The 26,994-nt window shown below is 33.1% G+C and carries 29 protein-coding genes and 2 tRNA genes; 9 read left to right on the top strand and 22 right to left on the bottom strand.

Annotated elements, in window-relative coordinates; all coding sequences use genetic code 11:
* Window positions 1–91: 91 nt before the first annotated feature.
* From porT to P8625_RS14845, 5 genes are all read right to left on the bottom strand, one after another.
* Window positions 92–790, bottom strand: a complete 699-nt coding sequence (gene porT / locus P8625_RS14825; protein ID WP_279651213.1) for a type IX secretion/gliding motility protein PorT/SprT — start codon at window positions 788–790, stop codon at window positions 92–94.
* Between the two features lie 2 nt (window positions 791–792).
* Window positions 793–1,521, bottom strand: coding sequence for a bifunctional demethylmenaquinone methyltransferase/2-methoxy-6-polyprenyl-1,4-benzoquinol methylase UbiE (gene ubiE / locus P8625_RS14830; protein WP_279651214.1), 729 nt, complete (start codon window positions 1,519–1,521; stop codon window positions 793–795).
* Between the two features lie 20 nt (window positions 1,522–1,541).
* A complete protein-coding gene (locus tag P8625_RS14835) occupies window positions 1,542–2,435 on the bottom strand; it encodes a NifU family protein (RefSeq protein ID WP_279651215.1) in 894 nt (297 codons plus the stop codon).
* 98 nt (window positions 2,436–2,533) lie between these two features.
* Complete coding sequence (locus P8625_RS14840) at window positions 2,534–3,928, bottom strand: OmpP1/FadL family transporter (RefSeq protein WP_279651216.1); 1,395 nt, start codon at window positions 3,926–3,928, stop codon at window positions 2,534–2,536.
* Between the two features lie 51 nt (window positions 3,929–3,979).
* Entirely contained in the window at window positions 3,980–5,272 is a 1,293-nt protein-coding gene (locus P8625_RS14845; RefSeq protein WP_279651217.1) for a hypothetical protein, read from the bottom strand.
* Between the two features lie 144 nt (window positions 5,273–5,416).
* Here P8625_RS14845 and proS point away from each other — a divergent pair, with 144 nt between their 5' ends.
* The 4 genes from proS to rpsT all read left to right on the top strand — a co-directional run bounded on the left by proS (window position 5,417) and on the right by rpsT (window position 7,506).
* Window positions 5,417–6,895 (top strand): proline--tRNA ligase, encoded by a 1,479-nt coding sequence (proS, locus tag P8625_RS14850; protein WP_279651218.1) that lies wholly within the window; start codon window positions 5,417–5,419, stop codon window positions 6,893–6,895.
* A gap of 76 nt (window positions 6,896–6,971) precedes the next feature.
* Window positions 6,972–7,043: transfer RNA gene (locus tag P8625_RS14855), tRNA-Glu, on the top strand.
* Between the two features lie 105 nt (window positions 7,044–7,148).
* Window positions 7,149–7,220 (top strand) — tRNA-Glu (locus tag P8625_RS14860).
* 34 nt (window positions 7,221–7,254) lie between these two features.
* Window positions 7,255–7,506, top strand: a complete 252-nt coding sequence (gene rpsT / locus P8625_RS14865; RefSeq protein ID WP_279651219.1) for a 30S ribosomal protein S20 — start codon at window positions 7,255–7,257, stop codon at window positions 7,504–7,506.
* A gap of 160 nt (window positions 7,507–7,666) precedes the next feature.
* Here the strand turns inward: rpsT and rodA are convergent, their stop codons facing one another.
* From rodA to P8625_RS14940, 16 genes are all read right to left on the bottom strand, one after another.
* Window positions 7,667–8,944, bottom strand: a complete 1,278-nt coding sequence (gene rodA, locus P8625_RS14870) for a rod shape-determining protein RodA (RefSeq protein WP_279651220.1) — start codon at window positions 8,942–8,944, stop codon at window positions 7,667–7,669.
* Window positions 8,925–10,172 (bottom strand): penicillin-binding transpeptidase domain-containing protein, encoded by a 1,248-nt coding sequence (locus P8625_RS14875; RefSeq protein ID WP_322790489.1) that lies wholly within the window; start codon window positions 10,170–10,172, stop codon window positions 8,925–8,927. Before P8625_RS14875 ends, rodA begins: the two co-directional genes overlap by 20 nt.
* 29 nt (window positions 10,173–10,201) lie before the next feature.
* On the bottom strand, window positions 10,202–10,816 hold the full coding sequence (locus P8625_RS16280) for a penicillin-binding protein 2 (RefSeq protein ID WP_322790490.1): 615 nt from the start codon (window positions 10,814–10,816) through the stop codon (window positions 10,202–10,204).
* Window positions 10,813–11,319 carry a rod shape-determining protein MreD gene (gene mreD / locus P8625_RS14880; protein ID WP_279651221.1) on the bottom strand — a complete coding sequence of 169 codons (507 nt, stop codon included), beginning with the start codon at window positions 11,317–11,319 and terminating at the stop codon, window positions 10,813–10,815. Before mreD ends, P8625_RS16280 begins: the two co-directional genes overlap by 4 nt.
* Window positions 11,312–12,136 carry a rod shape-determining protein MreC gene (mreC, locus tag P8625_RS14885; protein WP_279651222.1) on the bottom strand — a complete coding sequence of 275 codons (825 nt, stop codon included), beginning with the start codon at window positions 12,134–12,136 and terminating at the stop codon, window positions 11,312–11,314. Before mreC ends, mreD begins: the two co-directional genes overlap by 8 nt.
* Before the next feature lie 16 nt (window positions 12,137–12,152).
* The gene (locus P8625_RS14890) at window positions 12,153–13,181 is read right to left on the bottom strand and encodes a rod shape-determining protein (protein WP_279651223.1); all 1,029 of its coding nucleotides are present in this window, start codon (window positions 13,179–13,181) and stop codon (window positions 12,153–12,155) included.
* An 81-nt stretch (window positions 13,182–13,262) separates the two neighbouring features.
* Complete coding sequence (gene purH, locus P8625_RS14895) at window positions 13,263–14,795, bottom strand: bifunctional phosphoribosylaminoimidazolecarboxamide formyltransferase/IMP cyclohydrolase (protein WP_279651224.1); 1,533 nt, start codon at window positions 14,793–14,795, stop codon at window positions 13,263–13,265.
* Between the two features lie 145 nt (window positions 14,796–14,940).
* Window positions 14,941–15,066 (bottom strand): hypothetical protein, encoded by a 126-nt coding sequence (locus P8625_RS14900; protein ID WP_279651225.1) that lies wholly within the window; start codon window positions 15,064–15,066, stop codon window positions 14,941–14,943.
* Between the two features lie 101 nt (window positions 15,067–15,167).
* Window positions 15,168–15,620, bottom strand: coding sequence for a GAF domain-containing protein (locus P8625_RS14905; protein ID WP_279651226.1), 453 nt, complete (start codon window positions 15,618–15,620; stop codon window positions 15,168–15,170).
* A gap of 31 nt (window positions 15,621–15,651) precedes the next feature.
* Window positions 15,652–16,488, bottom strand: a complete 837-nt coding sequence (locus P8625_RS14910) for a pseudouridine synthase (protein ID WP_279651227.1) — start codon at window positions 16,486–16,488, stop codon at window positions 15,652–15,654.
* Between the two features lie 46 nt (window positions 16,489–16,534).
* Window positions 16,535–17,452 carry a geranylgeranylglycerol-phosphate geranylgeranyltransferase gene (locus P8625_RS14915; protein WP_279651228.1) on the bottom strand — a complete coding sequence of 306 codons (918 nt, stop codon included), beginning with the start codon at window positions 17,450–17,452 and terminating at the stop codon, window positions 16,535–16,537.
* An 11-nt stretch (window positions 17,453–17,463) separates the two neighbouring features.
* Window positions 17,464–18,390: a mevalonate kinase family protein gene (locus tag P8625_RS14920; RefSeq protein ID WP_279651229.1), complete on the bottom strand. Its 927-nt coding sequence runs from the start codon at window positions 18,388–18,390 to the stop codon at window positions 17,464–17,466.
* Between the two features lie 51 nt (window positions 18,391–18,441).
* Window positions 18,442–18,936, bottom strand: a complete 495-nt coding sequence (locus tag P8625_RS14925) for a toxin-antitoxin system YwqK family antitoxin (protein WP_279651230.1) — start codon at window positions 18,934–18,936, stop codon at window positions 18,442–18,444.
* A 20-nt stretch (window positions 18,937–18,956) separates the two neighbouring features.
* Window positions 18,957–20,036 carry a diphosphomevalonate/mevalonate 3,5-bisphosphate decarboxylase family protein gene (locus P8625_RS14930; RefSeq protein WP_279651231.1) on the bottom strand — a complete coding sequence of 360 codons (1,080 nt, stop codon included), beginning with the start codon at window positions 20,034–20,036 and terminating at the stop codon, window positions 18,957–18,959.
* A gap of 34 nt (window positions 20,037–20,070) precedes the next feature.
* A complete protein-coding gene (locus tag P8625_RS14935; protein WP_279651232.1) occupies window positions 20,071–20,778 on the bottom strand; it encodes a LytR/AlgR family response regulator transcription factor in 708 nt (235 codons plus the stop codon).
* A complete protein-coding gene (locus P8625_RS14940; protein WP_279651233.1) occupies window positions 20,771–21,823 on the bottom strand; it encodes a sensor histidine kinase in 1,053 nt (350 codons plus the stop codon). Before P8625_RS14940 ends, P8625_RS14935 begins: the two co-directional genes overlap by 8 nt.
* Before the next feature lie 195 nt (window positions 21,824–22,018).
* On the opposite strand from P8625_RS14940, the gene P8625_RS14945 reads away from it, so the two are divergent.
* The 5 genes from P8625_RS14945 (at window position 22,019) to P8625_RS14965 (ending at window position 25,720) form a co-directional block, all read left to right on the top strand.
* Window positions 22,019–22,357, top strand: a complete 339-nt coding sequence (locus P8625_RS14945) for a MotA/TolQ/ExbB proton channel family protein (RefSeq protein ID WP_279651234.1) — start codon at window positions 22,019–22,021, stop codon at window positions 22,355–22,357.
* A 66-nt stretch (window positions 22,358–22,423) separates the two neighbouring features.
* Window positions 22,424–22,654, top strand: a complete 231-nt coding sequence (locus P8625_RS14950) for a hypothetical protein (RefSeq protein WP_279651235.1) — start codon at window positions 22,424–22,426, stop codon at window positions 22,652–22,654.
* A gap of 22 nt (window positions 22,655–22,676) precedes the next feature.
* Entirely contained in the window at window positions 22,677–22,967 is a 291-nt protein-coding gene (locus tag P8625_RS14955; RefSeq protein ID WP_279651236.1) for a hypothetical protein, read from the top strand.
* Window positions 22,968–23,074: 107 nt separating this feature from the next.
* Window positions 23,075–24,196 carry a hypothetical protein gene (locus tag P8625_RS14960; protein ID WP_279651237.1) on the top strand — a complete coding sequence of 374 codons (1,122 nt, stop codon included), beginning with the start codon at window positions 23,075–23,077 and terminating at the stop codon, window positions 24,194–24,196.
* A gap of 9 nt (window positions 24,197–24,205) precedes the next feature.
* On the top strand, window positions 24,206–25,720 hold the full coding sequence (locus tag P8625_RS14965; RefSeq protein WP_279651238.1) for a WG repeat-containing protein: 1,515 nt from the start codon (window positions 24,206–24,208) through the stop codon (window positions 25,718–25,720).
* On the opposite strand, the gene P8625_RS14970 is transcribed toward P8625_RS14965, so the two are convergent.
* Window positions 25,721–26,932: a BaiN/RdsA family NAD(P)/FAD-dependent oxidoreductase gene (locus P8625_RS14970; RefSeq protein WP_279651239.1), complete on the bottom strand. Its 1,212-nt coding sequence runs from the start codon at window positions 26,930–26,932 to the stop codon at window positions 25,721–25,723.
* Window positions 26,933–26,994: the final 62 nt, after the last annotated feature.

Genomic DNA, 26,994 nt, shown 5'->3' on the forward strand with positions numbered 1-26,994 from the left:
CGATTTCGGGGGACTTCTTATTATTTTGAAAAACAAAAGGCTTTCTAATTAGAAAGCCTTTTTAATTATATATACGATATAAAACTATTTTTTATTCAAAAGAAAGATGCAAAAATACACCTCTAGTTCCTAAAAAATCGATAGGATCAGTCCATTGACTTGGCGTTTTATTATCTCTTACCAACTCATTATTTATAGCAAAGACCCCTCTTATTGAAGGAGAGAATTTGAAATAACTTAAGTAAAAATCGACACCGATTCCTACTTCATACATAAAATTACTAGTGGTAGTTCGAAACTCACCTGCAAAATTATCATCATTGTTTCTCTCATTACTAGAGAAATTATGATCGTATGACGCACCTCCTAAAACATAAGGTCTTATATTATTAAGCCTATTTGTACTAAATTTGAAGATTAAAGGCAAGTGCAAAAATGTAGCTCCTACTTCACGAATATTCACATTTTCAGTACCAGGAATATGATTAAAACGTAATGTTTTGGTATTAGACATTAATCCAGGTTCAAAGCGAAGATTAATATTATTGTGCAATCTTAAATCTGCAATTAACCCCACATTAAAACCTATAGAAGATGTTACTTCAATTTCAGCATTACTAAAACCGCTAGGTTTATAGCCAATTTTATAACCATTGTTATTACCACCTAGGTAAAATCCGTAATGGAAAAGAGGTTTGTCAAAATTAGGAAGTTTTAATATTTTTTCTTCTTGCGCCTGTGTACAAAGCGACAGTGTTAAAATTCCGAAAAGTATAAGCTTTTTTAACATAATTATTTCAAAGCGGTATATATTGATGCAACACCAAAGGTTACAGGTATGTTCTTTGCATTCTTAAACCCATTTTTTTGTAAAATATTGTTGAAAGCTTCTCCAAAAGGAAAAGAATTTGCACTTTCTGACAAATAAGAATAGGCAACTTTATCTTTTGAAAATAGTTTTCCTATGATTGGTAGAATAAAATTAGTATACAATTTATATCCTTGTTTAAAAGGAAACTTGGTAGGATTTGAAGTTTCTAACACCACGAATTTGCCACCAGGTTTCAATACACGTAATATTTCTGTTAATCCTTTATCTAAATTTTCAAAATTTCTAACTCCAAAAGAAACGGTAATAGCATCGAAGGTATTGTCAGGAAAAGGTATATTTTCACTATCACCTACTATCATCTCAATTTTATTTGACAAGTTAGCTTTGGTTATTTTTTGTCTACCCACCTGTAGCATTCCCTCAGAAATATCTAAACCTACAATTCTTTCAGGATTTAATTCTGACATCATCAACGCCAAGTCACCAGTACCCGTGGCAATATCTAAAATTTGCTGCGGATTGTTTTCTCCTACTAATTGTACTACTTTTTTACGCCAACTAACATCAATTCCTAAAGAAATAACCCGGTTTAATCCGTCGTAATCTTCAGAAATATTGTCAAACATTTGAGCAACTTGTTCTTTTTTTCCTAATTCAGAATCTTTATATGGTTTGATCTTTTCAGACATATATTTCGTTTGGTTTGTAATTACCCGTTAATAGCAACTACTTCATTAATTTGATTTGGCAACATTTCTTTGAGCATGGTTTCAATGCCATTTTTTAAGGTTACCGTCGATGATGGGCAGCCACTACAAGCTCCTTGTAAAATAACACTTACTCTTTTAGCATTAGCGTCGTACGATTGGAAAGCAATATTACCACCATCAGAAGCCACGGCGGGTTTTATATATTCGTCTAAAATAGCTACAATTTGAGTCTCAGTATCTGTTAAGTTTTCTTTCGGAATTTCCACGTTTTGGGTGGTTTGTTGTTTAGGTAACTGAGATATGATTTTTTTACCTTCTTGAATATAACTACGAATAAAAGTACGGACTTCTTGGTATACTTCATTCCAGTCAATCATGTCGTATTTGGTGATTGAAATGTAGTTTTCAGAAATAAAAATTTCTTTTACAAAAGGAAAACTAAATAGCGCTTGTGCTAACGGAGAAGATTTGCTGGCTTCTTCAATATTCTTGAACTCAACATCGGTTTGTGTTAAAGCTTTATTGGTTCCAAATTTCATTACTGCAGGATTTGGAGTAACTTCAGCATATACTTCAACAGCATCTTTTTTGGTGTTTTCTTCTTTTACCACTGGGTTGCCACCTTGTACATAAGCTTCTATTTGCTCGCGAACTTCTTCTTCAACATCACTCCACTCAACAATATCGTATCGTTGAATCGCAATGAAGTTAGCTGTAACTAATACCTTTTTTACAAATGGTAGGTAAAAAAGTTGTTGTACTAATGGAGCATTTTTAGCTTCGTCTATATTATTGTATTCATAACTTCCTCCATTAACCAAAATTTTAGTACTCACAAATTTTAGAATAGTTTCGTTATTGGTTTCTTGTATATTTATTTTTATTGAACTCATACGTTGTAAATAAGAAGCAAAATTACATTAAAAAACTGAGAAATGTATGTATAAAAAAATCCTGCTGTATGCAGGATTTTATATGATATGGTTGTTAGTTACAAACTAAATGTTATGGTTCCTGAAACTCTAGAGGTATTATTTGTAAGCTCAATAGGGTTTACATTTACATTAGGTGAGTTGTATATTTGATATGGGCTATTGTTTTCTGAGTTAGTGTATGATAGATCGAACTTAACACTTCCGAAACTATAACCAATACCTAATGAATACCCAGAAATATCATCGCCGTCTAATGAATTCTTAAATGGACTCTCTTCAAAATGATACCCACCACGAACACTCATTTTATCAAAACGCCATTCAGCACCAATATTTAAAGCATGAGTACCTTCAAAATCGTTGTCGAAATTTTGATTTATATCTATAAAAAACGGATCGTTTTCTGTATACTTCGTTCCGCTGTAATCTTTGTAGGTATAGTCAGCACTGATTAATCCTTTTTTTCCAAAAACAAAAGCTGCACTTGCTGTTAATTTGCTTGGGGTTCTTAATCTAAAGAGATTTGAATAAAATTCCTCACCACTATTCACATCAGTATCTTGATTTGTCGCAGAAATCTCAGTATAGCCTAGCCAGTCATCATATCTAGAATCGCTAGGGTCAAACACATCTAAGTTGCTTTCTTCAAAAACTTCATTGTACCATGTGGGAGTTTCATAGGCTAATCCAAAACGAAAACTTTGATTTACTTTATAGATAAACCCAGCACTAAATGAAATTCCATTTCCTTCAAAATAACTATCTTGTATGTTCAAGGCATTTAGTGTTTCACCGTTGTCATCTTCATTGGTTTCTCTTAATCGCGTAATTTGACCAAAACTAAAATTATGGAACTTTATACTTGCTCCTGCATGTAATTTGTTTTGATGTACAGCAGAGAATCCCATTTCAAACAGATTGCTTTCCCCGTAAGTAGCATTGTTAAATCGTTGTTCTTGCCCATTATTGAATTGATTGGTAATATCATCTGGATGCTCGTTAAATAATGCTTGTCCACTATTACCAGACGCTGTAAATAAATTTTCAAAATCATTTTTTTGGCGGTAGTTAAAAGTAAACGCAAAACGATTCCAATCAGAATTGTAAGCAGATTCAAAAGATAAAATACCTCCAGCTTGAGTGATATTAAAAAAATCATCTTCTGTTTCTGTGGTGTTTCCATAATATGTTGCAGAATACAGAGTGTTTCTATTACCTAAAGTTACTGCAAAAGTGCTTTTTGTGGCTACAGCACTACCAGCAGGGTTAATTCCAAATGCAGAAATATTGCCTCCCAAGGCTCCAAAGGCTCCACTCATAGCTTCAAAGCGTGCTGTTCCGTAATTATCATCTTTTGAAAATAAAATACCTAAATCGTTGTAGCCTAGAGATTGCGAATAGGCAGTATACGTGCTAGCGATAAGTATCGCAAAGATTAAAATTCTTTTCATTTTTCCATTAATTCGTTTAAAAACTTGTCTCTTGAAATCTTCTGTTGATTATTATCTTCTAGAGCTTCTTGAACTACTTCTACTGCTTCCTCTAGAGCTACTTCTAGTACTGCTTCTTGAAGGAGCTGAGTAACTGCGTGAACTTCGAGAAGGTGTTGAATAACTCCTAGAGCTTCTTGAATTACTGCTTTTGCGAGAGACATAGTTGTTTCTACTATTTCTTGACGTTGCATTTCTAGAACTTCTCGAAGAATATGATTTTTTAACAGATTTATCAGTATTTTGATTTCTTTTTACATCTTTAGAACCATCGGTAGAGGCATATCTTCGTGCGCTATAGTCAGAATTTCTATGAGTATTTCTTGCAGAGTAGTTCCTACCGCCTCTTGTTGAACGAGAGGTACCTCCTCTGTAAGTACGAGTAGAGTTACTTCTATTAGGAGTATAGTTTCTTGTTCTTGATGAACGTCTGATACTTCTATTGGTAGAGTTGTTTCCTCTTCTGGTATTATAACCTCTTGTATTTCTGGTAGGTCGTGTATTTCTATTATTACGATAAGTTCTGCCATTACTTCTTCGGTACACATCAGAAGAGCGTCTTGGAGTGGCGGTTCCTCTACGGCCAGTGGTATATCCTCTTCTAGAAGTTGAAGCTAACCTGCGGTCTCTGTAGTAATTAGCACCTCTGTAAGGGTGTCTGTAATTATGATATCTATAATAAGGTGAATTCCAGTGGTAAGGATGCCAATGAGAATTGTAACCCCAGCGATTCCATCTCCAGCGATTCCAACCCCAGCTATTCCAACCCCAACGGTTCCAACCCCAGCTATTCCAATCCCAATGGTTCCAGCCCCAGTTATTCCATCCCCAAGGACCATCTAAATAAGGATCTCCCCAATAAGTGTTAAAGTTCCACCCCAACAATGGGTATCTCGGGTAAGAATTAATGTTAATTACTACATCGCTGTTGGCATTGTTGTTGCCCCATGGTTCGTTACTATTATAAGTAATTCTGCTTTCTGGCTCTTCTTCATAAATAATATTTTCATCATCATACAATTCTGTATTGTCAGATTTGTAATTATCAATGTCAGTAAAAATATCGGTGCCATTTAAGAGATCTAACCGTTCTACTTCTTTAGTGAAATAATTTTCTTGGTATTCATCATATTCACGTTCATTAACAACAACTACTCTTCGTTGTGGTGTTGCTACTTCATCGGCATAAATACCGTCATCACTACCAGCAACCGTTTGTGCAGATCCGCAAGATGCAAATGTAGCCGCTATTAAAAGTGACAGAATGTAAAAAGGAAGTTTGGTGTTGGCGTAATGTAATTTCATGACTCTTTTATTTTAAATTAAAGTAAATCGTTTTAATAACCTGCAAAAAATTAGTTCTTAGTTGGGCTTGTTACCTTTTTAGTGTAGTTTTGCAGACACAATTTACGCATAAAAAATAACAATATTTATGCCAAACTTTTGATTATGAGCAAACATTTAACAAAAAGAGCCGAAGATTACTCGAAATGGTATAACGAATTGGTTGTAAAAGCCGATTTAGCTGAGAATTCAGCAGTAAGAGGCTGTATGGTAATTAAGCCTTACGGATTTGCAATATGGGAGAATATGCAAAAAGAATTGGACAGAATGTTTAAAGAAACGGGGCATCAAAATGCGTATTTTCCTCTCTTTGTACCAAAAAGTTTGTTTGAAGCAGAAGAAAAAAATGCAGAAGGTTTTGCGAAAGAATGTGCGGTAGTTACGCATTATCGTTTGCAAAATGATCCTGATAACGAAGGTAAGTTACGTGTAGATCCTGAGGCTAAGTTAGAGGAGGAATTAGTAGTTCGTCCTACTTCAGAAGCTATTATTTGGAATACATATAAAGGATGGATACAATCGCATAGAGATTTACCTTTGTTAGTAAATCAGTGGGCAAATGTTGTTCGCTGGGAAATGCGTACACGTTTGTTTTTGCGTACCGCAGAGTTTTTATGGCAAGAAGGTCATACAGCACATGCAACTAAAGCAGAAGCCATTGCAGAAGCAAGACAGATGCAAGAAGTATATGCAACCTTTGCTGAAGAGTTTATGGCAATGCCAGTTGTGAAAGGTGCAAAAAGTGAAAGTGAGCGTTTTGCTGGAGCTGATGATACATTAACCATTGAAGCGTTAATGCAAGATGGTAAAGCTTTACAGGCTGGAACCTCACATTTCTTAGGTCAAAACTTTGCCAAAGCTTTTGATGTTAAGTATACATCGAAGGAAGGAAAACAAGAATATGTATGGGCAACTTCTTGGGGTGTATCAACACGATTAATTGGAGGGTTGATTATGACACATTCTGATGATGCAGGTTTGGTATTACCTCCAAAATTAGCTCCAATTCAGGTAGTAATTGTACCTATATATAAAGGGCAAGAGCAGTTGAACGCTATTTCAGAAAAAGTAGCCATAATCGTACAAGATTTACGTGCTAAGGGAATTTCAGTAAAGTTTGATGATAGAGACACGTTTAGACCAGGAGCTAAATTTGCAGAGTATGAATTGAAAGGAGTTCCTGTACGAATCGCCATGGGAAATCGTGATTTAGAAAACGGTACTGTAGAAGTAGCACGTCGTGATACTTTTGAAAAGCAGACTGTTTCAAGAGATGAAGTAGTAGAGATTGTAGCTAATTTGTTAGAAGAGATACAAGAAAATATTTATACCAAGGCATTAGCGTTTAGAAATGACCATATTACAGAAGTGAATACTTTTGAAGAGTTTAAAGATGTAATTGAAAATAAAGGAGGTTTTGTTGCTGCTCATTGGGATGGTACTATGGAAACTGAAGACAAAATTAAAGAGTTGACTAAAGCAACAATAAGATGTATTCCTAATGATGCAAAAGAAGAAGAAGGAACTTGTGTGTTAACAGGAAAACCTTCTAGAAAAAGAGTACTTTTTGCCAAAGCGTATTAAAAAAAATAAAAAAAAGTTTGTGCAATAAAAAACAGTTTTTATATTTGCACCCGCAATCGTAAAAAAAGATTGTTTTGGTCCGTTCGTCTAGGGGTTAGGACGCCAGGTTTTCATCCTGGTAACACGGGTTCGATTCCCGTACGGACTACAAGTTTTATTTGGTGTAAGTAAATTTATCAAATAAAAATTAATATTAATTGCAGATAACAAAAAGAGTTGTATATTTGCACCCGCAATCAGAAAGATTGTTTCTGGTCCGTTCGTCTAGGGGTTAGGACGCCAGGTTTTCATCCTGGTAACACGGGTTCGATTCCCGTACGGACTACAAGTTTTTTATAAACAAATAACGAATTATTACAATGGCAAATCATAAGTCAGCATTAAAAAGAATTAGAAGTAACGAATCAAAGCGCTTAAGAAATAAATATCAGCATAAAACAACTCGTAATGCTGTAAGAAAATTAAGAGCTACAGAAGATAGAAAGGAAGCAGAGAGCATGTTTTCAACTGTTGTTTCTATGATAGATAAATTAGCAAAGAACAACATTATTCATGAGAATAAAGCAGCAAATTTAAAGTCTAAATTGGCTAAGCACGTTGCAGCTTTGTAAAAGTTTTAAGGTTAGTTAATAGTTAAAAACGCTTCGATTTTATCGAAGCGTTTTTTTTATGCTAAATATTGAAAAAAAGGATTTAATGAAATCATGAATCATTCTTTAAAGTTGTGGTTTGGTAAAAATTTGAGTTCATCTAAACAAGAAGAATTCTATTTTACCAATCGTATTTCTTATGAGCGTCTAAGCGAATGAAAATAAATAAGAGTAAGGTAAATCCCCACAGAGAAGAACCTCCATAGCTAAAAAAGGGTAGGGGAATTCCGATGGTTGGTAGCAAACCGATAACCATACCTATGTTTACAATCACATGAAAAAAGAAAATTGAAGCAACGCCATAGCCATAAATTCTTCCAAATTTGTTGGTTTGTGTTTCCGATAAATAAATGATTCTGTAAAGAAATAGCATAAATAAAATAATCACTAACGTGCTGCCTATAAAACCCCATTCTTCACCAACAGTACTAAATATATAATCTGTATGCTGCTCGGGAACAAAATTTCCTTGTGTTCTATCGCCTTGTAAAAAACCTTTTCCAGAGAACCCCCCAGAGCTAATGGTTTTTTCAGACTGATAGGAATTGTATCCGATTCCTTTATTATCTTGAATTTTACCAAGTAAAATATCGAAACGGTCTTTTTGATGCTGCTCTAAAATATTATTGTAAGTGTATCCTATGCCTAGAACGAAGAGCGTAGAAAAAAGATATAAACTAATTATTTTTAAGGCATTGAACCTAAAAAAACGTTTGTCCTTATACATTCCGTAGAGTGTACCCATGGTTATGATGGCCAAGCAAATAATAAGAATCCATGTTGCGCCAAAATAAACGGTTAATATGAACAACAAAATAGATACAACGCCAAAAAGTATATAAGCTAATGTTAAGCCTTCTCGATTTAATACAAAGAAAAAGGCAAAATAAATTAAAACAGAACCCATATCGGGTTGCAAGGCAATTAAAAATGCAGGTAGAAAAATAATAATAAAAGCTTTAATTTGATTTTTTATGAGATTTAAATTGTATTGACGATCACTCATCAATTTGGCAAGAGCTAGTGCCGTAAAAGCTTTTGCAAACTCAGAAGGTTGTAATCCTATTCCGCCAAAATTATACCACGAAGTAGCTCCATTAATCTTTTTTCCAAATACCAAAACACCAGCCAATAAAACTAAGGATATAAGGTATAACAAACTGGCGAAGCGTTCGTAAAACTTGGAGTTGAAGAATAAGATGAATACAATTACAGGAATGCTTAGTGCTATAAAAATTAATTGTTTTCCATACTTAGTAGAAAAATCAAAAACAGCTCTAGTTTCTTCGGTAGAGGAGGCGGCATAAATATTCATCCACCCAAAACTTACTAAAAGAAAATAGATTAGTATGAGTAGCCAATCGACCCCTGCAAAAATATTATTTCGTTCTTGTCGCAATAGAATCGTTCTTTGAGGTTAGTAATTCTTGTTTTTTATCATACTCTTTTTGAAGGCTTAAATTAACCATTCGATCTTCAATATGTTTTCTTGATACTGTTCCATTGAGATATTTTTCTATAAGTAAACTCGTTATAGGAGCAGCAATGGTAGAACCGTAACCGCCATTTTCTACAAAAATAGCAATCGCAATTTTAGGGTCGTCTTTGGGTGCAAAAGCAATAAAAATAGAATGGTCTGTTAACTGTACTTTTTTACCATCTACTCTAATAAAATTTTCTACGGTACCTGTTTTTCCACAAATATCAATTCCTTTTACTTGACTGTACCGAGCGGTACCTCTAGTAAATGTTTCATACATGGCTTCAATAACAATAGGGAAGTGCTCTGGGCTAACGGTCGTTTTTCTTTGTGTTGTGTAGGTAGAATCTATTACCGGCTTATTGTCAATTTTCTTAACAATGTGAGGTGTGTAAAAATGCCCTTTGTTCGCAATAGCGGCAGTCATATTTGCTAGTTGAATAGGAGTGGTTTCTACTTCTCCTTGTCCTATAGCATTTGAAATAGTGGTGGTAGCTCCCCATCTAAATTCGTAATTTTTGTCATAAAATTTACCATCTGGAATTCTACCTTTTTGACCTGAAGGTAGGTCGTATCCTAAATAATTACCTAATCCAAAGCTTTTAGCATGATTACTCCAAGCATCCATTCCGATGCTAGGGTTTTCATAATTATCAATAATTCTTCTGTAGGTGTTTGCAAAATACGAGTTACAAGATTTAGCAATGGCAGTAACCAATCGTACTGGGCGCCCAACAATTCCGCAGTGGCATCCCATAAAAGCATTGGGTTGTTTACCATAACGATATCCATGATTACAATAAAAAGGGGTTCTTGTATCAATAACTCCTTCTTGCAAACCAATTAATCCTGTAAGAATTTTAAAAGGAGATCCTGGAGAATACATTGCTTGTAAGCCTCTATCGAAGGTCGGCATGTTAATGGTGTCGTTAAATAATTTTACAGAGTTAGGAGAGCGTTTTCTGCCTACTAATAAGTTTGGGTCGTATGAAGGGGCGGTTACGAGGGCTAATATTTCACCTGTTTGCGGTTCTAGAGCCACAATTCCACCTCTCTTACCAGACATAAGCAATTCGCCGTATTGTTGAAGTTCGCTGTCGATGGTTAGAGTTAGGTCTTTTCCTGGAACAGCTAGTGTGTCGTACATACCATTTTTATAAGAACCAGTAATCTCGTTTAAGTTATTTCGTTTGAACCTTTTTTTCCTTTTATACCTCTTAAAACGTTTTCATATTGTTTTTCGACCCCTAAATTTCCTATTAATTCCCCTTGCTCATAATAATCGCTATTTTTAGCTACATACTCATTAACCTCACTAATATAACCTACTACATTTGCTGCAGATTTTTTAGGGTAATTTCTAATAATACGTTTTTGCACATAAAATCCTTTGTATTTAGATAGTTTTTCCTGCAAATAGGCATAATCTTCTTTTGCTAACTGTTTTAAAAATACGGAAGGAAGCCAGCGCGCGTAGTTGTTCGCTTTTTCAAAACGTTTTATAAAGTCGTCTTTGTCAATTTTTAATAGTGAGCAAAACTCTAAGGTGTCTAAGGGTTCCACTTCTTTAGGAATTATCATTACATCGTATGATAATTGATTGGCTACTAATAGTTTTCCATGACGATCGTAAATGTACCCTCTTTCAGGATAATCGTATTCAATTTTGATAGTAGCGCTGTGGTTCAAGCTTGGTTTACTACCGCGAATTATTTGAAGCTGAAATAGCCTCGCTATGTAGATAACTCCTATGAGAGTAATTAAAAATATAAGTAAGAAATTTCGTTTCATGCTAGTTTTTTCCTAAATATAAAACTTCCTAAAAAATACAGGAGTAACGTAAAAACACTAGAAAAAAGTGTATTGATAAGTACGTTTGAAAAATTATAAAAACTAAAGTTAGTTAAACTAAATAAAATGAAATGATGTATTAGTGTTAAAATTACTGTATAATTAAATACTTTATCAAAAGGTTCGTGTCTTAGGTTAAAAAGCAAGTAGTCTGACGTACTTTTTTTAAAAATAGCTTTGAAAAAGAATAACCGTATATAAGCTATGAATACTGTAGCAAAGGTATGAACTCCGCCAGAGTTAGAGAACGCATCAACACTTAAGCCTAATAAGAACGCAGAAATTAAAAGAGAAAATCTGTTTTCTTTTAACGGATATATGAATATGAAAATAATATATGCGTAGGGATTTATGTATCCTAAAAACAAGATGTTGTTTAGAACTAATACTTGCAATAACAAGAGAAAAACAAATAAAAATATCAGGTACAATGTTCTATTCATTATTGTTTTCTACTTTTTTTATTTCTTTTCTGTTTAAATTAGTGATAATATAAATATGTCCTAAATTAGACATGTCGTTAAAGAGTTTTATATCAATACTATTTACTGCTGTAAGCTCTTTTGGTACTTCTATTACAGTTCCAATTGGTATTTCTGCTGGAAAAATGGTAGACCTTCCACCTGTAACTATTGTATCTCCTGCTTTAAAATTAGCTTGACGAGGAATGTCTATTAATTGTGCAATACTATAATCTTTTCCGTCCCAAATTAACGAGCCAAAGTGGTGGTTATTTTTAAACTTAGCGTTAATATTACTGTTAGAGTTTAAAATAGATTGAACTCTGGCAAATTTTGGAGATACATTATCGGTTATACCAATAATACCTTTGCCATTTATGATTCCCATTTCTTTAGAAACACCATTTTTAGTACCTCTATTGATTGTTAAGAAATTGTCGGACTTATGAAAGGTGTTCTTAATAATCTTTCCAGAAATATAGGTGTAGTTTTGATTAAGCTTTGTAGCGTCTATTTGGTAAGTTGAAATGCTATCAATATAACTGTTTAGTTGCTCTAACTTATTTTTTAAAGTCACATTTTCTTCTGCTAGCAGAGCGTTTTTGTCTTTTAATTTAAAATAATCTGAAATATCAGATGCTTTTTGATATAAACTACCTGTAATAAAATTGGTGGAGCTAATAAATTTACTTTTGTGAAAAGAATGGTTATTAATGATTAATGCAACAGCAATAATTTCTAATAATAAAAAAAATAAAAAGTACTTATTTTTTTGAAAGAAATAAATAAGCTGTTGCATAAATAATCATTCAATTTTATTTAATTAATACAGTTTTGTATTTTTCTAAGTTTTTAAGTGCGATACCTGTTCCTCTAACTACGGCACGTAACGGGTCTTCTGCAACATATACAGGTAAATCTGTTTTTCTAGATAAACGTTTGTCTAATCCTCTTAACATCGATCCACCACCAGCTAAATAAATACCTGTATTGTAAATGTCTGCTGCCAATTCGGGAGGTGTTTTAGATAAGGTTTCCATTACAGCATCTTCAATGCGTAAAATAGACTTATCAAGCGCCTTGGCAATTTCACGATACGATACTTGTACTTGTTTGGGTTTTCCGCTTAACAAATCACGTCCTTGTACCATGATATCTTCGGGAGGTGTGTCTAAATCTTCTGTAGCAGAACCTACCTGTAATTTTATCTTCTCTGCGGTTGTTTCTCCAATATATAAATTATGTTGTGTACGCATGTAGTACATGATATCGCTGGTAAATAAATCTCCAGCGACTTTTACCGATTGATCACATACAATACCAGCAAGGGCAATAACGGCAATTTCAGTAGTACCACCACCTATATCAATAATCATATTTCCTTTAGGCTCCATAATATCAATACCAACACCAATGGCTGCCGCCATCGGTTCATAGATTAAATAAATTTCTTTGGCATTCATATGGCGACCCGAATCTATAACCGCTCGTTTTTCAACTTCGGTAATACCAGATGGAATACAAATAACCATACGTAATGAAGGAGGGAAAAGCTTCTTTTTAATAGCGGGAATTTGTTTTACAAATTCCTTAATCATTTCTTCTGACGCTTGAAAATCAGCAATAACACCGTCTTTTAATGGACGTATAGTTTTTATGTTTTCATGGGTTTTCCCTTGCATTCTGTTCGCTTCATGACCTGTGGCAATAATTTTGCCAGTGAGTCTATTACGAGCAACGATAGATGGGTTGTCTATAACAACCTTACCATTGTGTATTATAAGTGTGTTTGCAGTGCCTAAATCAACTGCAATATCTTCTGTCATGAAATCGAAAAAACCCATAAAGATTTCGTTATTTATATTTATTTTAATGTATTCTCACAAATCTAGTAAAAATCTGTGGGTAAATTACATGGAAAATGTTTAATGTTTAAAATGTCTTGTTCCAGTAAAAACCATCGCTATACCATTATCATTACAATAATCAATACTAAGTTGGTCTTTTATTGAGCCTCCTGGCTGAATTACACTTTTTATACCTGCTTTATCTGCTATTTCTACACAATCAGGAAAAGGGAAAAAAGCGTCACTAGCCATTACAGCTCCTTGTAAATCAAAGTTAAAACTGGTAGCTTTTTCAATGGCTTGCCTCAAGGCATCTACTCTACTAGTTTGTCCTGTTCCTCCAGCTAATAACTGTTTGTTTTTAACTAGAATGATGGTGTTTGATTTGGTGTTTTTACATAGTTTAGAAGCAAATAATAAATCTTCTAACTCACTTTTTGATGGTTTATTGTTAGTAGGGTATGTTAAATCTTCTAGTTTGTCGGTAATATAATCTTTGTCTTGAACTAAAGTCCCATTTAAACAGGTTCTAACAGTAGTTTTTGGTAGTACTACCTCTTTTTGAACTAAGAGTACTCTATTCTTTTTGCCTTTTAAAATTTCTAAGGCATCTGCATCATAGGAAGGGGCAATTACTACTTCGCAGAATAATTTATGAATTTCTTCTGCAGTAGCTTTATCAATAGTGGTATTAGAAATTAAGATACCACCAAAAGCAGAAACAGGATCGCCAGCTAAGGCATCTACATAGGCTTGGTAAATTGTTTCTCTTTGAGCAAAACCACAGGCATTATTATGCTTTAAAATAGCAAATGTAGGGTCTTCACCATTAAATTCTTCTATTAAATTTACAGCGGCATCAATATCTAATAAGTTGTTGTAGCTTAGTTCTTTTCCGTGTAATTTATCAAACATAGCTTCTATGTCACCAAAGAAAAATCCTTTTTGGTGTGGATTTTCTCCGTAACGTAATACTTTTCCGTTCGTTTCGCTAATTTTTAATACAGTTTCATCATCATCAGAATTAAAATAATTGAAGATAGCGGTATCGTAGTGTGACGAGATATTGAAAGCTTTTGTAGCAAACTTTTTTCTATGGTTTAAAGTAGTATTTCCTTTGCCTTCTGAAATAATATGTAAGAACTCTTCGTATTGTTCCATTGAAGAAACAATTATAGTGTCTTTAAAGTTTTTTGCAGCTGCACGAATCAACGAAATACCACCAATATCAATTTTTTCTATAATATCTTGTTCTGAAGCACCAGAAGCAACTGTTTTTTCAAAAGGATATAAGTCTACAATAACTAAATCTAACTGCGGAATACTGTACTCTTTCATTTCAGTAATATCTCCTTCATGGTCTTGCCTGTTTAAAATACCTCCAAAAACCTTTGGATGTAATGTTTTTACTCTTCCACCTAAAATAGAAGGGTAAGAAGTGATGTCTTCTACTGGTACTACATCGATACCTAAATCTGTAATAAATTTTTCGGTACCTCCTGTTGAGTATATGGTAACACCTAGTTCGTCTAACTTTTTTACAATAGGCTCTAATCCATCTTTATGAAAAACGGAAATTAATGCTGATTTGATAGTTTTTGTATGGCTCATTATCGTTGTGTTGTTAAGCTTGCAAAGCTAGTAAAACAGTAGTCGTTACGCAATAAAATTTTAAGTTTTTAGTACTAAAAACACCACCAAGATTCTATTAGTTTTGGTGGTGTTTTTTTACAACAAAATATGAAATAATAAAATACTATTCTGCAGTTTCTAAAAAGTTTCGAAACCAAGCAGTAAATTTTTCTAATAAAGTTTGTTGTTCTTTTGATTGAGCATTAGCACTACCTAATGCTGCATAAGAAGGAAATTTTCTAGTGCTCATAATTAAGGGGAATTAAAAAGAGTTATTAAACTCCTCAAATTAACTAAAAAAAAGCTAATAATCAAATAATTAAGTAAAAAAAATAATAATTAAGTAAAAAATTAGAGAAAAGTAGCTACTTTTTTGCATACATGCTCTAATAAATGCTCATCTTCTTGAGAAAAAGGGCTAACTGAATGAGAGTCAATGTCTATTTGACCGACATTTTCACCATTTACAAAAATAGGGATAACAATTTCAGATTTCACCTTCCAGCCACAAGAAATATAATTGTCTTGTTCGCTTACGTCTTGCACTACAAAATTTTCATTGCTAACGGCCACCTGACCACAAATCCCTTTCCCAAAAGGAATAATGGTATGTTCTGTTGGTTCTCCATTAAACTGGGCTAATTTTAGTTCTTTTTTATCTCCATTCTTAAAGTAGAATCCTACCCAATCATAATAAGAGACTTCCGAAGCTAAATAATCGCAAATTTGTTGTAATTTTTCTTCTTTTGAAGCAGCAGCATCAACAATGGTATTTATAGTTGTTTTTAGTTCTTGTAAATTCATGAAGTGTTTTTTTGTACGACTATATTATTATTTAGAGCATTTGTAAAGTGTTAATTTCTTGCTGTGTTAACTCTCGCCACCTTCCACGAGGTAAGTTCTTTTTAGTTAGACCTGCGAAAACAACTCTATCAAGCTTTACGACATGGTATCCGAAATGTTCAAATATTTTACGAACAATACGGTTTCTACCTGAGTGAATTTCGATGCCTACCTCAGTTTTTCTTTCACCTTCTACATAAGAAACAGCATCAATAAATACTTTTTTACCTTCTATAACCACATCACCACGTAATTTTTCTAAATCGGCAATGGTTAGTTTTTTATCTAAGGAAGCATGGTATAATTTACGAACGTTGTGTTTAGGGTGTGTTAGTTTTTTGGCTAATTCACCGTCGTTGGTAAATAACAATAGTCCGGTAGTGTTTCTATCTAGTCTTCCAACTGGATAAATGCGTTCTCTAGTAGCATTTCCTATCAATTCCATCACCGTTTTTCGGCCACGGTCATCTTCCATGGTAGTGATGTAGTTTTTAGGTTTATTTAGCAAAACGTATCTTTTTTGCTCCATAGAAATTAGGGTGCCGTCAAAGCGAACCTCATCGGTAGGTTGTACTTTGTAACCCATTTCTGTAACTAATTTTCCATTAACTGAAACACTTCCGTGTTCAATATAAGTATCTGCTTCTCTACGAGAGCAAATTCCTGAGTTAGAAATAAATTTGTTTAAACGAACTCCCGTATTCTCCGTTTTTTGTTGAGCAGGTTTATTGCTTTTAGGTTTTCTGAAATCTTTTTTGAATTGATTTTTTCCTTGAGGATTGCTGTTGCGTCCAGCTTGTCGTCCTCTCGACGAGTTTTTTGAATTCATACTTATATTTTAAAAAGTGTGCAAATTTACGGTAATTATTTGGTTTTTAATCTAAAACCTCTACTACTTTATCTACAATTAAAGATTTATCAATAAATAATAAGCTAAAAACACCTATTAGTAAAAGTGCTTTTAAAATATTGTGAGCGAGTCGGTATTGATTGTTTTTTGTCGATTTCCAAGTGTAAAACCCCACAAAAACTAAGGTAACTGCAGCTAAATAAAAGTAGTATTTCATGTATTCAATAGCAGGGTAGTTGAATAGTATTCCAATAGGAATTAAGGTGAGCACCATTAACAAAATGATTAGTTTTTTGGTTTTTTGCTCTCCGTATTTTACGAGAAATGTAGTGTAATTATTGGCAATAGTTCCTTTTATATTTTCTAAATCTTTAATGAGCTCACGAATCATAATTACCAAAAAAAGAAAGAACGCATGGATAAAAATTACTTTTGAAAAGTTTTTATAGTGTACAAATATTACAAAAAACGGAAGTATGGTTAGTGTTGTTGCGGTAATTAACCCTATAAACGGATGTTTTTTTAGTTTGTGTGAGTAGAACCAAATGCCAAAGATATATACTGAAAAAAATAAGGCTGCACGCCATGATACCAACCACCCAAAAAAGAAACCAATAAAGTTTAATACAAAATACAAGGTTAGTTTGGTTTCTTGCTTTACATAAGAATCAAGTCCTGTTTTTATAGGTCTGTTGATAATATCGGCTTTTTTATCGTAAAAGTTATTAATAATATACCCAGAGGCAACTACACATACGGTAGCAATGACCAAATACAATAGATGCCAGTCGAAAACAACAGGTTTTACAGATTTTGTATCGGAGAAAATAAAAATAGCAGCTAAATATTGAGCTGCTATTAATAGTAAAATATTGTAACCTCTTATAACTGATAAAAGACTTACTATTTTTAAGAAAAATGTATTGGCTTTAAATGTACTCATATAGTAGCATTTTAAAAGCGATACACCAATTCTAACTTATAATCTTTTAAACTGTTTTTTGCTTTTTCATAATCTTCAGTAAATCCTAAGATATATCCTCCACCACCAGAACCACAAAGCTTTAAATAGTAATCGTTCGTTTGTATACCTTTTTCCCATACTTTATGAAAAGCAGTAGGAATCATGGGTTTAAAATTAGCCAATACTACTTTAGATAGTTTCTTTACATTACCAAACAACGACTTCACATTGCCTTGTAAAAAATCTTCAATACAAGCATCGGTGTAGGTAGCGAACTCTTCACTAATCATTTTTCTAAAACCTTCGTTTTTCATCTTATTCATAAAAATGTTTACCATAGGTTCTGTTTCACCAATTTGTTCAGAATCTAATAAGAAAACAGCTCCTTTTCCTTCTTTTTGAGAAGGGATTCCTGCTGGTTCAATATGTTCTTTTGAATTGATTAAGATAGGTAAACTTAAATAAGAGTTTAAAGGATCTAAACCAGAACTTTTTCCGTGAAAGAATGATTCCATCAAGGCAAAAACTTGCTTTAAAGTTAAAAGTTTGTCTCTTGTTAAGTTTTCTAAAATGGTAATTTTATCATTAGCGTACTTATCGTAAATAGAAGCTACTAAAGCACCAGAACTTCCTACTCCGTAACCTTGAGGTATCGAAGAGTCAAAATACATTCCGTTGTCAATATCACTTTTTAAAGAGTCTAAATCAAAAGAAACTAACTCAGAATTTAAGTTCGCCAAATATGTGTAAAATTTAGCCAAACTTTCATTTGATTTTTTAGCTTCTCCTGTTAAGTTTTTTGCAGATTTTAACGCGCCTTTGTATGAACTAAAGGGTATTGCAAGCCCTTTAGAGTCTTTTATAATTCCATACTCACCAAAGAGTAATATTTTTGCGTAAAATAAAGGTCCTTTCATAGGTGTTTCATTAATTGAGCAAAGATACAAGTAAAAGTGCTAGTTTACAAACTAGTATACATTTTTGTAAAAAGTTTTCCAAACCCCCACTTTCTCGTCATTACGATACTTTCCTCTGGTTTCTATTTTGCCATTTTTATAAAAGGTTTTCCATACACCTTCTCTTTTGCCTTCCTCATACCTTCCTTCTTCTTTTAACTCGCCAGATTCATAGTATACCTTTTTTATGCCGTGAAGCTTGCCGTTTTTGTAATTGGCTCTGTGAAAGGGTTTACCATTTTCATGGTAATACATCACTAAGCCATCAAATATTTCTTCGTTAGCTTTTTTAACTGTGCTAAAGCCTTCCATCTGAATCTGGCCATTTTTGTAGTAGTCTACAATCCAAAAACCATTGCTCATTTTTTTAGGGGCAGGTCTGTAAAATTCGTGTTTTTCTTTGGTGGTTTCTTGCCAGTTTTTATCAAACCAAACAGTGTCTTGTGCAGTAATTGAACTGGTTATAAAACCAATAAAAAAAGTAATTATTAATGTTGAAGTTTTCATAATAATAGGGAGTTTTTAGGTTATAAAGGTTGTGCGCCAAAACCCACACTATCACAAATATACTGATTTTTTTGGCAGTATGCAGCCAAATCTTTTTTTATAAAGGCTTCAATTTCAGTGATTTCTGATTTTGGGTACAAAACATGCACGTTTGCGCCAGCATCGAGTGTAAAGCAAATATTGCTGTTATTTTCTTGTCTGTACTCCCATATTTTGTTAATAATTTCAAGGGTATTGGGTTTCATTAAAATAAAATACGGATTGCTGGTTAGCATCATTGCATGTAGTGTTAAAGCTTCACTTTCAACCAAACTAATGAAGGCTTCCATATCTCCGTTTTGAAGAATTTTTGAAAGTTTTTCCAGGTTGTCATTAGCCTGAGCAAAACGATTTTCTGCATACGGATGGTTGTGCATTAAATTATGCCCCACTGTACTCGAAACTTGTTTTTCACCCTTATCAACGAGTAAAATAGTGTCTTGATAATTTTCAAAAACAGGATGGACTTTATAAGGAAATTGTATACCAAACAAATCGGAACTTCCTTCAATTTTAGGGTGGCTTCCCCAAACAACCAAAGGTCCTTCAATACTTCTACTAGCGCTTCCCGAACCTAAGCGGGCTAAAAATGACGCCTTTTTGTTAATGTATTCATTCGTTAGGCTAGGGTTCAACTCTTTTTCTAAACTCATGAGACACATCGCTATGGCACTCATTCCACTTGCAGAAGAGGCAATTCCGCTGCTGTGAGGAAACGAGTTTTCAGAAGAAATTACCATGTCGTATTCTAAAATATACGGACAGTATTCTTCAATTCGTTTAAAAAACTTCGCAATTTTAGGTTTAAAATCATCTTTCTTTTTTCCTTCGAAAAATAATTCAAATGCAGCTTCATCTTTAGGCAATGCCTTTGTAAACTCGATTTTTGTTGTGGTATGGCAGTTGTTTAATGTAAAACTTATAGAAGCATTTTTCGGGATTTGCGGTTCACTTTTTCCCCAATATTTTACCAAAGCAATATTACTAGGTGTTTGCCAAGTAACGGTTAAGTTAGCTACTTTTTTCTCTTGAGATTGAAATATGAAATCTGATGTATTCAACGTGTAAAAATTTTGTGTAAAGATAGAATTTCACTTACACTTGTGCTAATTTTTGTAAAACGTCTTCTTTATAACTTCTGCTTATAGAAATAGCTTTTCTGTTAATTTCGACATACTCGTTCGTGTATGAAGTTATTTTAGGAATTGAAACAATATACGAACGATGTACTCTAATAAAATCATTACTGGGTAATGTTGTTTCAAAATTACGTATCGTTTCTCTGGTTGTAATAGTGTCATTGCTGGTAAATACCCGAACATAATCACCCAAACTTTCGATATATAAAATATCTTCGAAGTTAATTTTAACCATTTTTCTATCTGCTCTTACAAACATAAAATCTTTGGGAACTTCATTTTTTGAAGAAATTTCAAAAGAAGGCTTCGTTTCAGTAACTTTTTGAATAGCTTGTAAAAATCTTTCAAAAGCGATAGGTTTTAAAAGATAGTCTATTACATGTAAGTTAAAACCGTCAACTGCATAATCGCGATAAGCAGTAGTGAAAATGATTTGCGACTTTTTATGAATAATTTTAGCCAAACTCAGCCCAGTAATCTCGGGCATGTTTATGTCGAGAAAAAACAAATCGATCGTTTGCGTTTGTAAAATCTGCAAAGCTTCCACAGCGTTCTCGCAACTAGCGACCAAGGTTAAATTAGGAGTTTTGGCTATAAATGACTCAATAATTTCTCTTGCTACTGGCTCATCATCAACAATTACACAATTAATTTTTTTAGTCATTTTTTAAAGGAATTTTTAAATCAACCATAAATAAATTTTCTTTTGATGTTACGATAAGATTCGACTTTTTGTTGTATAGCATTTCTAATCGTTTTTGAATGTTTTCAAGACCAATACCTTTTCTTTTAGTGGTGGTTTTATTGGAGTTGTTTTCTATATAAAAATGCAATTCCTTGCTGGTTGTTTTGAGGTGAATGCTAATATTCATTACGCCATTAATTGGAGTTCCATGTTTAAACGCATTTTCAACAAAAGGAAGTAAAAGCATAGGAGGAATCTGAACAGTTTCGTTATACAAATCTTTTTGAAAACGCACGTTTAGATTTTTTTGAAAACGCATTTTTTCTAAGGAAATATAATCATCTATATGTTCAATTTCACTTTTTAACAACACCAAAGGTTTGTCTACCTGATATAAAATGTAATCTAATAAATTAGAAAGTTTTAAAATCATATCAGGGGCTTGATCTGATTTTTTTAAGGCAAATCCATACAACGTATTTAAGGTATTGAATAAAAAATGTGGGTGGATTTGCATTTTTAAAAACTTCAACTCCTGTTCTTTTAATTGCAGCTGTGTTTGTAAAAACTTATTTTCTAAGGCTCTTTTTTCTTCAATAGACTTATAATTGGAGCTTAATATTTTGAATCCACTAGCCAAGGCAATAATTAAAAATACGCACACTAAAATAACGGAAGAACTTTTTGTTAAAGCGGGCATATTTTGAAATTCTAAATTAAAAAAGAAAACAAAACCAAAAACAACAGTAACCAAAACTCCGAATAAGATAAAAACAATAGCATACGTGGTATAGAGTAAAAAAGACCAATACTTTTTGGTAAGTAAATAATTAGGAATCAGATTGTATGTAAAAACGTAAGAACCTATAATGGTAATAATTGATAAAATACTGGTAAACCAAAATAAAAACTGGGCATTACTACTTCCTACACTAAAGAAGAGATAGAAAAAAAGCCAAACCAGTCCCCAATACAATATATGAAGTGGTGTTTTGTATAAAGATGAAATGATTATTTTTCGCATATTGCAAAAAAGTGTTTTTTTTTTCTGTAGGATAAAAATAGACGAAATAAAGTTTTACAGGGATATTTGACCAATTTTTATTTAAAAGATTAAAATATGCTAAAATCAGGATAAAGTTGGTCGTTGGTCGTTATTGAATTTTTTGAATCAAATTCAAACCTACTTTTACCGAGTATAATTTAAAAACTAATTTTTATGAGATTTATTATTGAAGGAGGTTGGATGTTTATGGTGCCACTATTAGCCCTATTACTATTGGTTATCGTACTTTTTATCAAAGGGTTAAAAAATAACACAGAGAAAAATGCAGCGTTGCTTAAAAGTATTAGTTTGTTTGCACTTTTTTTTGGAGTCTTAGGGTTCGTTCTTGGGTTAAGTCAAGCATTAGGAGCCATAGCGATTGTTAATGATATAGCTCCTCAAGTTTTAGCAGGAGGTCTTAAAGTAGGTTTGTTAGCACCAACTTTTGGGTTGATTATTTTTTTACTAGGAAGATTATTTGATATTATTTTATTATTGAAAAGAGAAAATTAATTTAGAAGTACAACTAATTAAAGACTAAATACCCATTTCTATGATAGAAATGGGTATTTTTGTAGTATGAGAAAAATTAAACTAATTTGGGATTTTAAAGGTCCAGATGCGTTGGAAACTGCAAAGCACCACTGTATCCATTTAAAAGAATTTGCTCAAATAGATAATTTACCGTATCATGAAGTAAATTTTGTATCTTTAAACGAAATGCATACGATAGCATATATTACGGTTAATGAAGCGTATATGAAAGTAGTTAGAGATGCATTAAAACCTCATAGAGGAGAAGTAGCGTAACATAACACAAAAAAATAGAACTATGTTTTTAATCAATGCCTTAGCAAAACCAAAAAAATCTTCAGAACATTACGACGAATTTTTAGGAGCTTATGTAAGCTTATATATCGATTACAAAGATATAGAAGGAGCTATGAAGTTAGCTAAATTTTATATTAAACAAGAGCACTGGAAAGTGGTTGAGATAGAAGATGAATACTATACCTTAGACGCTGTTGATGATGTAGAAGATGATGAGCAAAAAGAACTGTATGAAGAAGCCGTAGAGTACGGTTACTCAATGTTATTTAATTGCTACGAAGAAGAAGATTAAATAACCAAAAAGCAAAAAACGAGAGCCACTACATTCTAGTGGCTTTTTTGTTGTACTATTTTGAATGTGCATAATTTTACTATTTTTATCGAAAATATTTTTTTAAGATGGGGGGTAGAGTCTTAATCAGTGTACTATTTTTTTTATGTTTTAATACCGTATGTGGTCAAACCAAAACCACCATGGTTTCCTTTTCGGGTTATGTTAATGGAAATTATGTAAATGTTACGGCAGAAATGAACTACAGATTCGTTTTTAGAGCAGGAGAACCAGAAGTTCAAGCTTCTTGGAAGTGGTTTAAAGTAAACTATGTAAACTACAAAGGAGTTCGATATAGCTATTTAAACAACAGAAAATTTATCAAGTTCCCGTATTCGTTAACCAGTAATTTTATAACTCAGGTAGAGCTAACAGCAGTACCTCCTACGTATAGTGGTTTTGAAAATGTAGTAAAAAATATGCACGGTACTACAACTCAAAACTTTTTCTTCTCACTAAACCAAAGGGTTTGGAATGCATATTCTATAACTGAACGCAAAAAGGCAAAACTTTCGTGGTTGGAAACTCCTTTTATAAACAGAGCAACAATTCTTTCTCTTTCAGGAAACGCTATCAATTCAATTTTTAACGATATAGAAAAAACGTTACAGGAAGAAAAAGAAGAAAAAGAGGAGAAGAAAGAAAAGCAAAAGAAAACCAACAAGAAAGGAAAAAACGCAAAAAAAGATAAAGATGATTTCTGGTCAGGAAAATCTACTAAGAAAAATAAAACTACCAAAGATGATTTTTGGTCTGGTAAAAACACCAAAAAAGAAAAAATTAAAGACGATTTCTGGAAAGGAAAAGGAAGCCAAAAGGAAGAAGCTATTTTCGAAAGTCAAACAAAACCACCCGAAAGAAATCAATTTATTGGCGATATAGAAAGTTACGATACCAAAAGACTGACGGTAAAATGTTTAGATCATGGTAAGGTAGATGGCGATAGAGTGAGTGTTAGTTTAAACGGAAAAGTAATTCGAACCATCACACTTAAAGGGTACTATACCACCTTTACTATTAACTTAAAAAGTGGTCAGAACCGAATTGATTTTAAAGCCTTGAATGAAGGTTCTGTAGGAGCCAACACTGCCAAGTTTTATATTGTAGACGATAAAGGAAAAACAATTTCAAATAAAGAATGGAATATTAAAAAAGGATATTTAGCAACCCTTCTCATAGTAACTTATTAAAACTTACAAATGAAAAATAGTGTATTTATTATCTTTTTATTGATAACAACAAATGTTTTTACACAAATTAATATAGATAGTAACAGTAAAGCGAAGTTATATTTTATTGAAGCCGAACGAAACTTTAATCAAAATAATTTTAAAGAAGCGTCTAAATACATCGAAAAAACAGAAGCAGCATTAGGAGATACCAATGGAAGAATACTCAATTTAAAAGTAAAAAACCTATACAATTTAGGAAAATTTGAAGCTGCAAGCGAAGCACTAGAGTTGTTTATGAATGTGTATGCTTCTTCAGTAACAGCAGAGTTAAAAGCAGATACCGAAAGCTACTTTATAAAGTTAGAACGCTATTTTGAAAATAAAGAAAAAAAGAAGGAAGAAGAAGCAATTAAAAATGCAAAGCTAAGAAACAAGGCTTTAAAAGTAGCAAGATTTAATGAAGGCTTAGGCTTGGTATACGTTAACGGTAAAGCAGGGTTTGTAGATTTAGAAGGAAACTTTGTGATTGAACCAAAGTATATGTCGGCTACTATTTTTTCAGACGGAACTTCACAAGTAAAAGAAGTGAAAGATAAGGCATACCTCATCGATAAATTGGGAAGAAAAATGAAATCTCCCAAAAATTATTATTGGGCAATGAGTATCGGAGGAGGTTTTGCTAAAATAAACACCAAGAACGAAGGAGACTATATTGTTTCTAAAAATAATCCGAGTTTTATAAAAGGTCCATACTATTTAGTATACAATTTTTCAGGTGATAGAGCAGTAGTTAAAAAGAAGGGTAAAATCAAAAATAAATGCGGCTTTATAGATCAACGAGGAAAAGAGGCAATACCTGTTCAGTATGATTATTGCAATTATTTTTCTGAAGGATTAGCAGCGGTAAAAAGTAATGGAAAATATGGGTACATAGATGTTTGGGGAAAAACAGTCATTCCTTTTAAATATGAGTATGTTAAAAATTTTGTCGACGGTCTTGCTTTTGTAAAAGAAAATGGTTCGTACCAAATGATTGATAAAACAGGAAAAATAGTAAAGAAGTTTGCGAATACAAACCATAAAATTACCATGCCCGATTTTTATAATGGAAATGGAGTTTTTGAACTAAACGATGGTAACTTTAAGACTCCTAAAAAATATGGAATTATCGATAGTAAAGGGAAGGTGACGTATCCTGTACAATCAACCTACCACCTTACCAACTATAATAGATTGTATGGATTGATTCAGTTTTCAACTACTGGAGTAAAAGGGAAGAAACCCAAGTATGGTTTAATGAATGCTCAAGGGAAAAAGATAATTCCTGAAGTGTATGATTATTTTAGTAAACTTTGGGGAGGTGGCGACTACATTGCTGCAAAAAAGAATGGGAAGTATGGGGTGATAGACATCACTGGAAAAATCATCATTCCTTTTAAATATGAAGATATCAAGCATATTAATAAAAATGATATAGCCTTAGTGAAATATGGTGGAAAATGGATTTATGCAGATGCCAATGGAGAAATTTACTTACGTTAATTACCGTTCTGCGATGGTCGTAGCACAAATATAACCACCTGTCCAAGCATTTTGAAAGTTGAAGCCACCCGTAACGGCATCAATATTTAATACTTCACCCACAAAAAATAAATTGGAGTGTTTTTTACTTTCAAAGTGTTTAAAATTGATTTCGTTTAAAGCTACCCCACCAGCGGTAACAAACTCCTCTTTAAACGTCGTACGTCCATTAGCATTGAACAACCCTTGGGTTAATTGGTCGGCTAAGTTTTGAAGTTGCTTGTTACTAACATCTGCCCAATTTTGATTGTTTTTAATTTCAGAAGCAGCCACCAATCGTTCCCACAAACGACGTGGAATATCTTGAAAAGGTGATTTTAAACTGACTTGTTTTTTCGCTTGTGATTTTTTTAACCCTTGCAATGCTGAGAAAACGGAGTTTGTATCTTGTCCTAGCCAGTTTACCAATACGTTGTATTGATAGTTTTTGTCAGCCAATATACGAGCACCAAAAGCCGATAATTTTAAAACAGCAGGACCACTGAAGCCCCAATGCGTAATTAATAACGGACCTGTATTTTCAAGATTCGTTCCAACGAGAGATACTTCAGCGTTTGGCACAGAAATTCCGCCTAAATCTAGAATGCGTTTATCTTTAATATTAAACGTAAATAAAGAAGGTACTGGCTCTACAATCGTGTGGTTTAACGTTTTGCATAATTCCCACACCTTTTTGCTACTTCCCGCAGCAACCACGACAACATCAGCTTCAAAATCTTGATTTTTGGTGTTGATAACCCATGTCGAATCTTGTTGATAAATAGCAGTTACGCCATGATTTTTCAGCACCCTAATACCAAGGGTGTCTACAGCATTTTGAAAACAATCTATAATCGCTTGCGAAGTGTTTGCCTCTGGAAATACGCGATTATCAGCTTCAATTTTTAGAGGAACTCCGCGGTTTTCAAACCATTCAAAAGTATCACCCGTCATAAATTGATGAAAAGGGCCTAATAGTTCTTTTTCACCCCTTGGGTAGAATTTTGTTAGTTCTTTGGGTTCAAAACAAGCATGCGTAACATTGCAACGACCTCCGCCCGATATCTTTACTTTTTGCAATACTTCTTTTCCTTTTTCAAGAATGGTAATATCTAAATTCGGATTGAATTCTTTGGCGTTGATTGCAGTAAAATAGCCTGCTGCTCCGCCACCAATAATAACGACTTTTTTCATCTTTTTAAGGTCAGTTCGAGTAATTTTAGATAGAAAATTGTACTGATAAATTTTTTAAATCA

The organism is Tenacibaculum tangerinum, assembly GCF_029853675.1.
GTDB lineage: Bacteria > Bacteroidota > Bacteroidia > Flavobacteriales > Flavobacteriaceae > Polaribacter > Polaribacter tangerinum_A.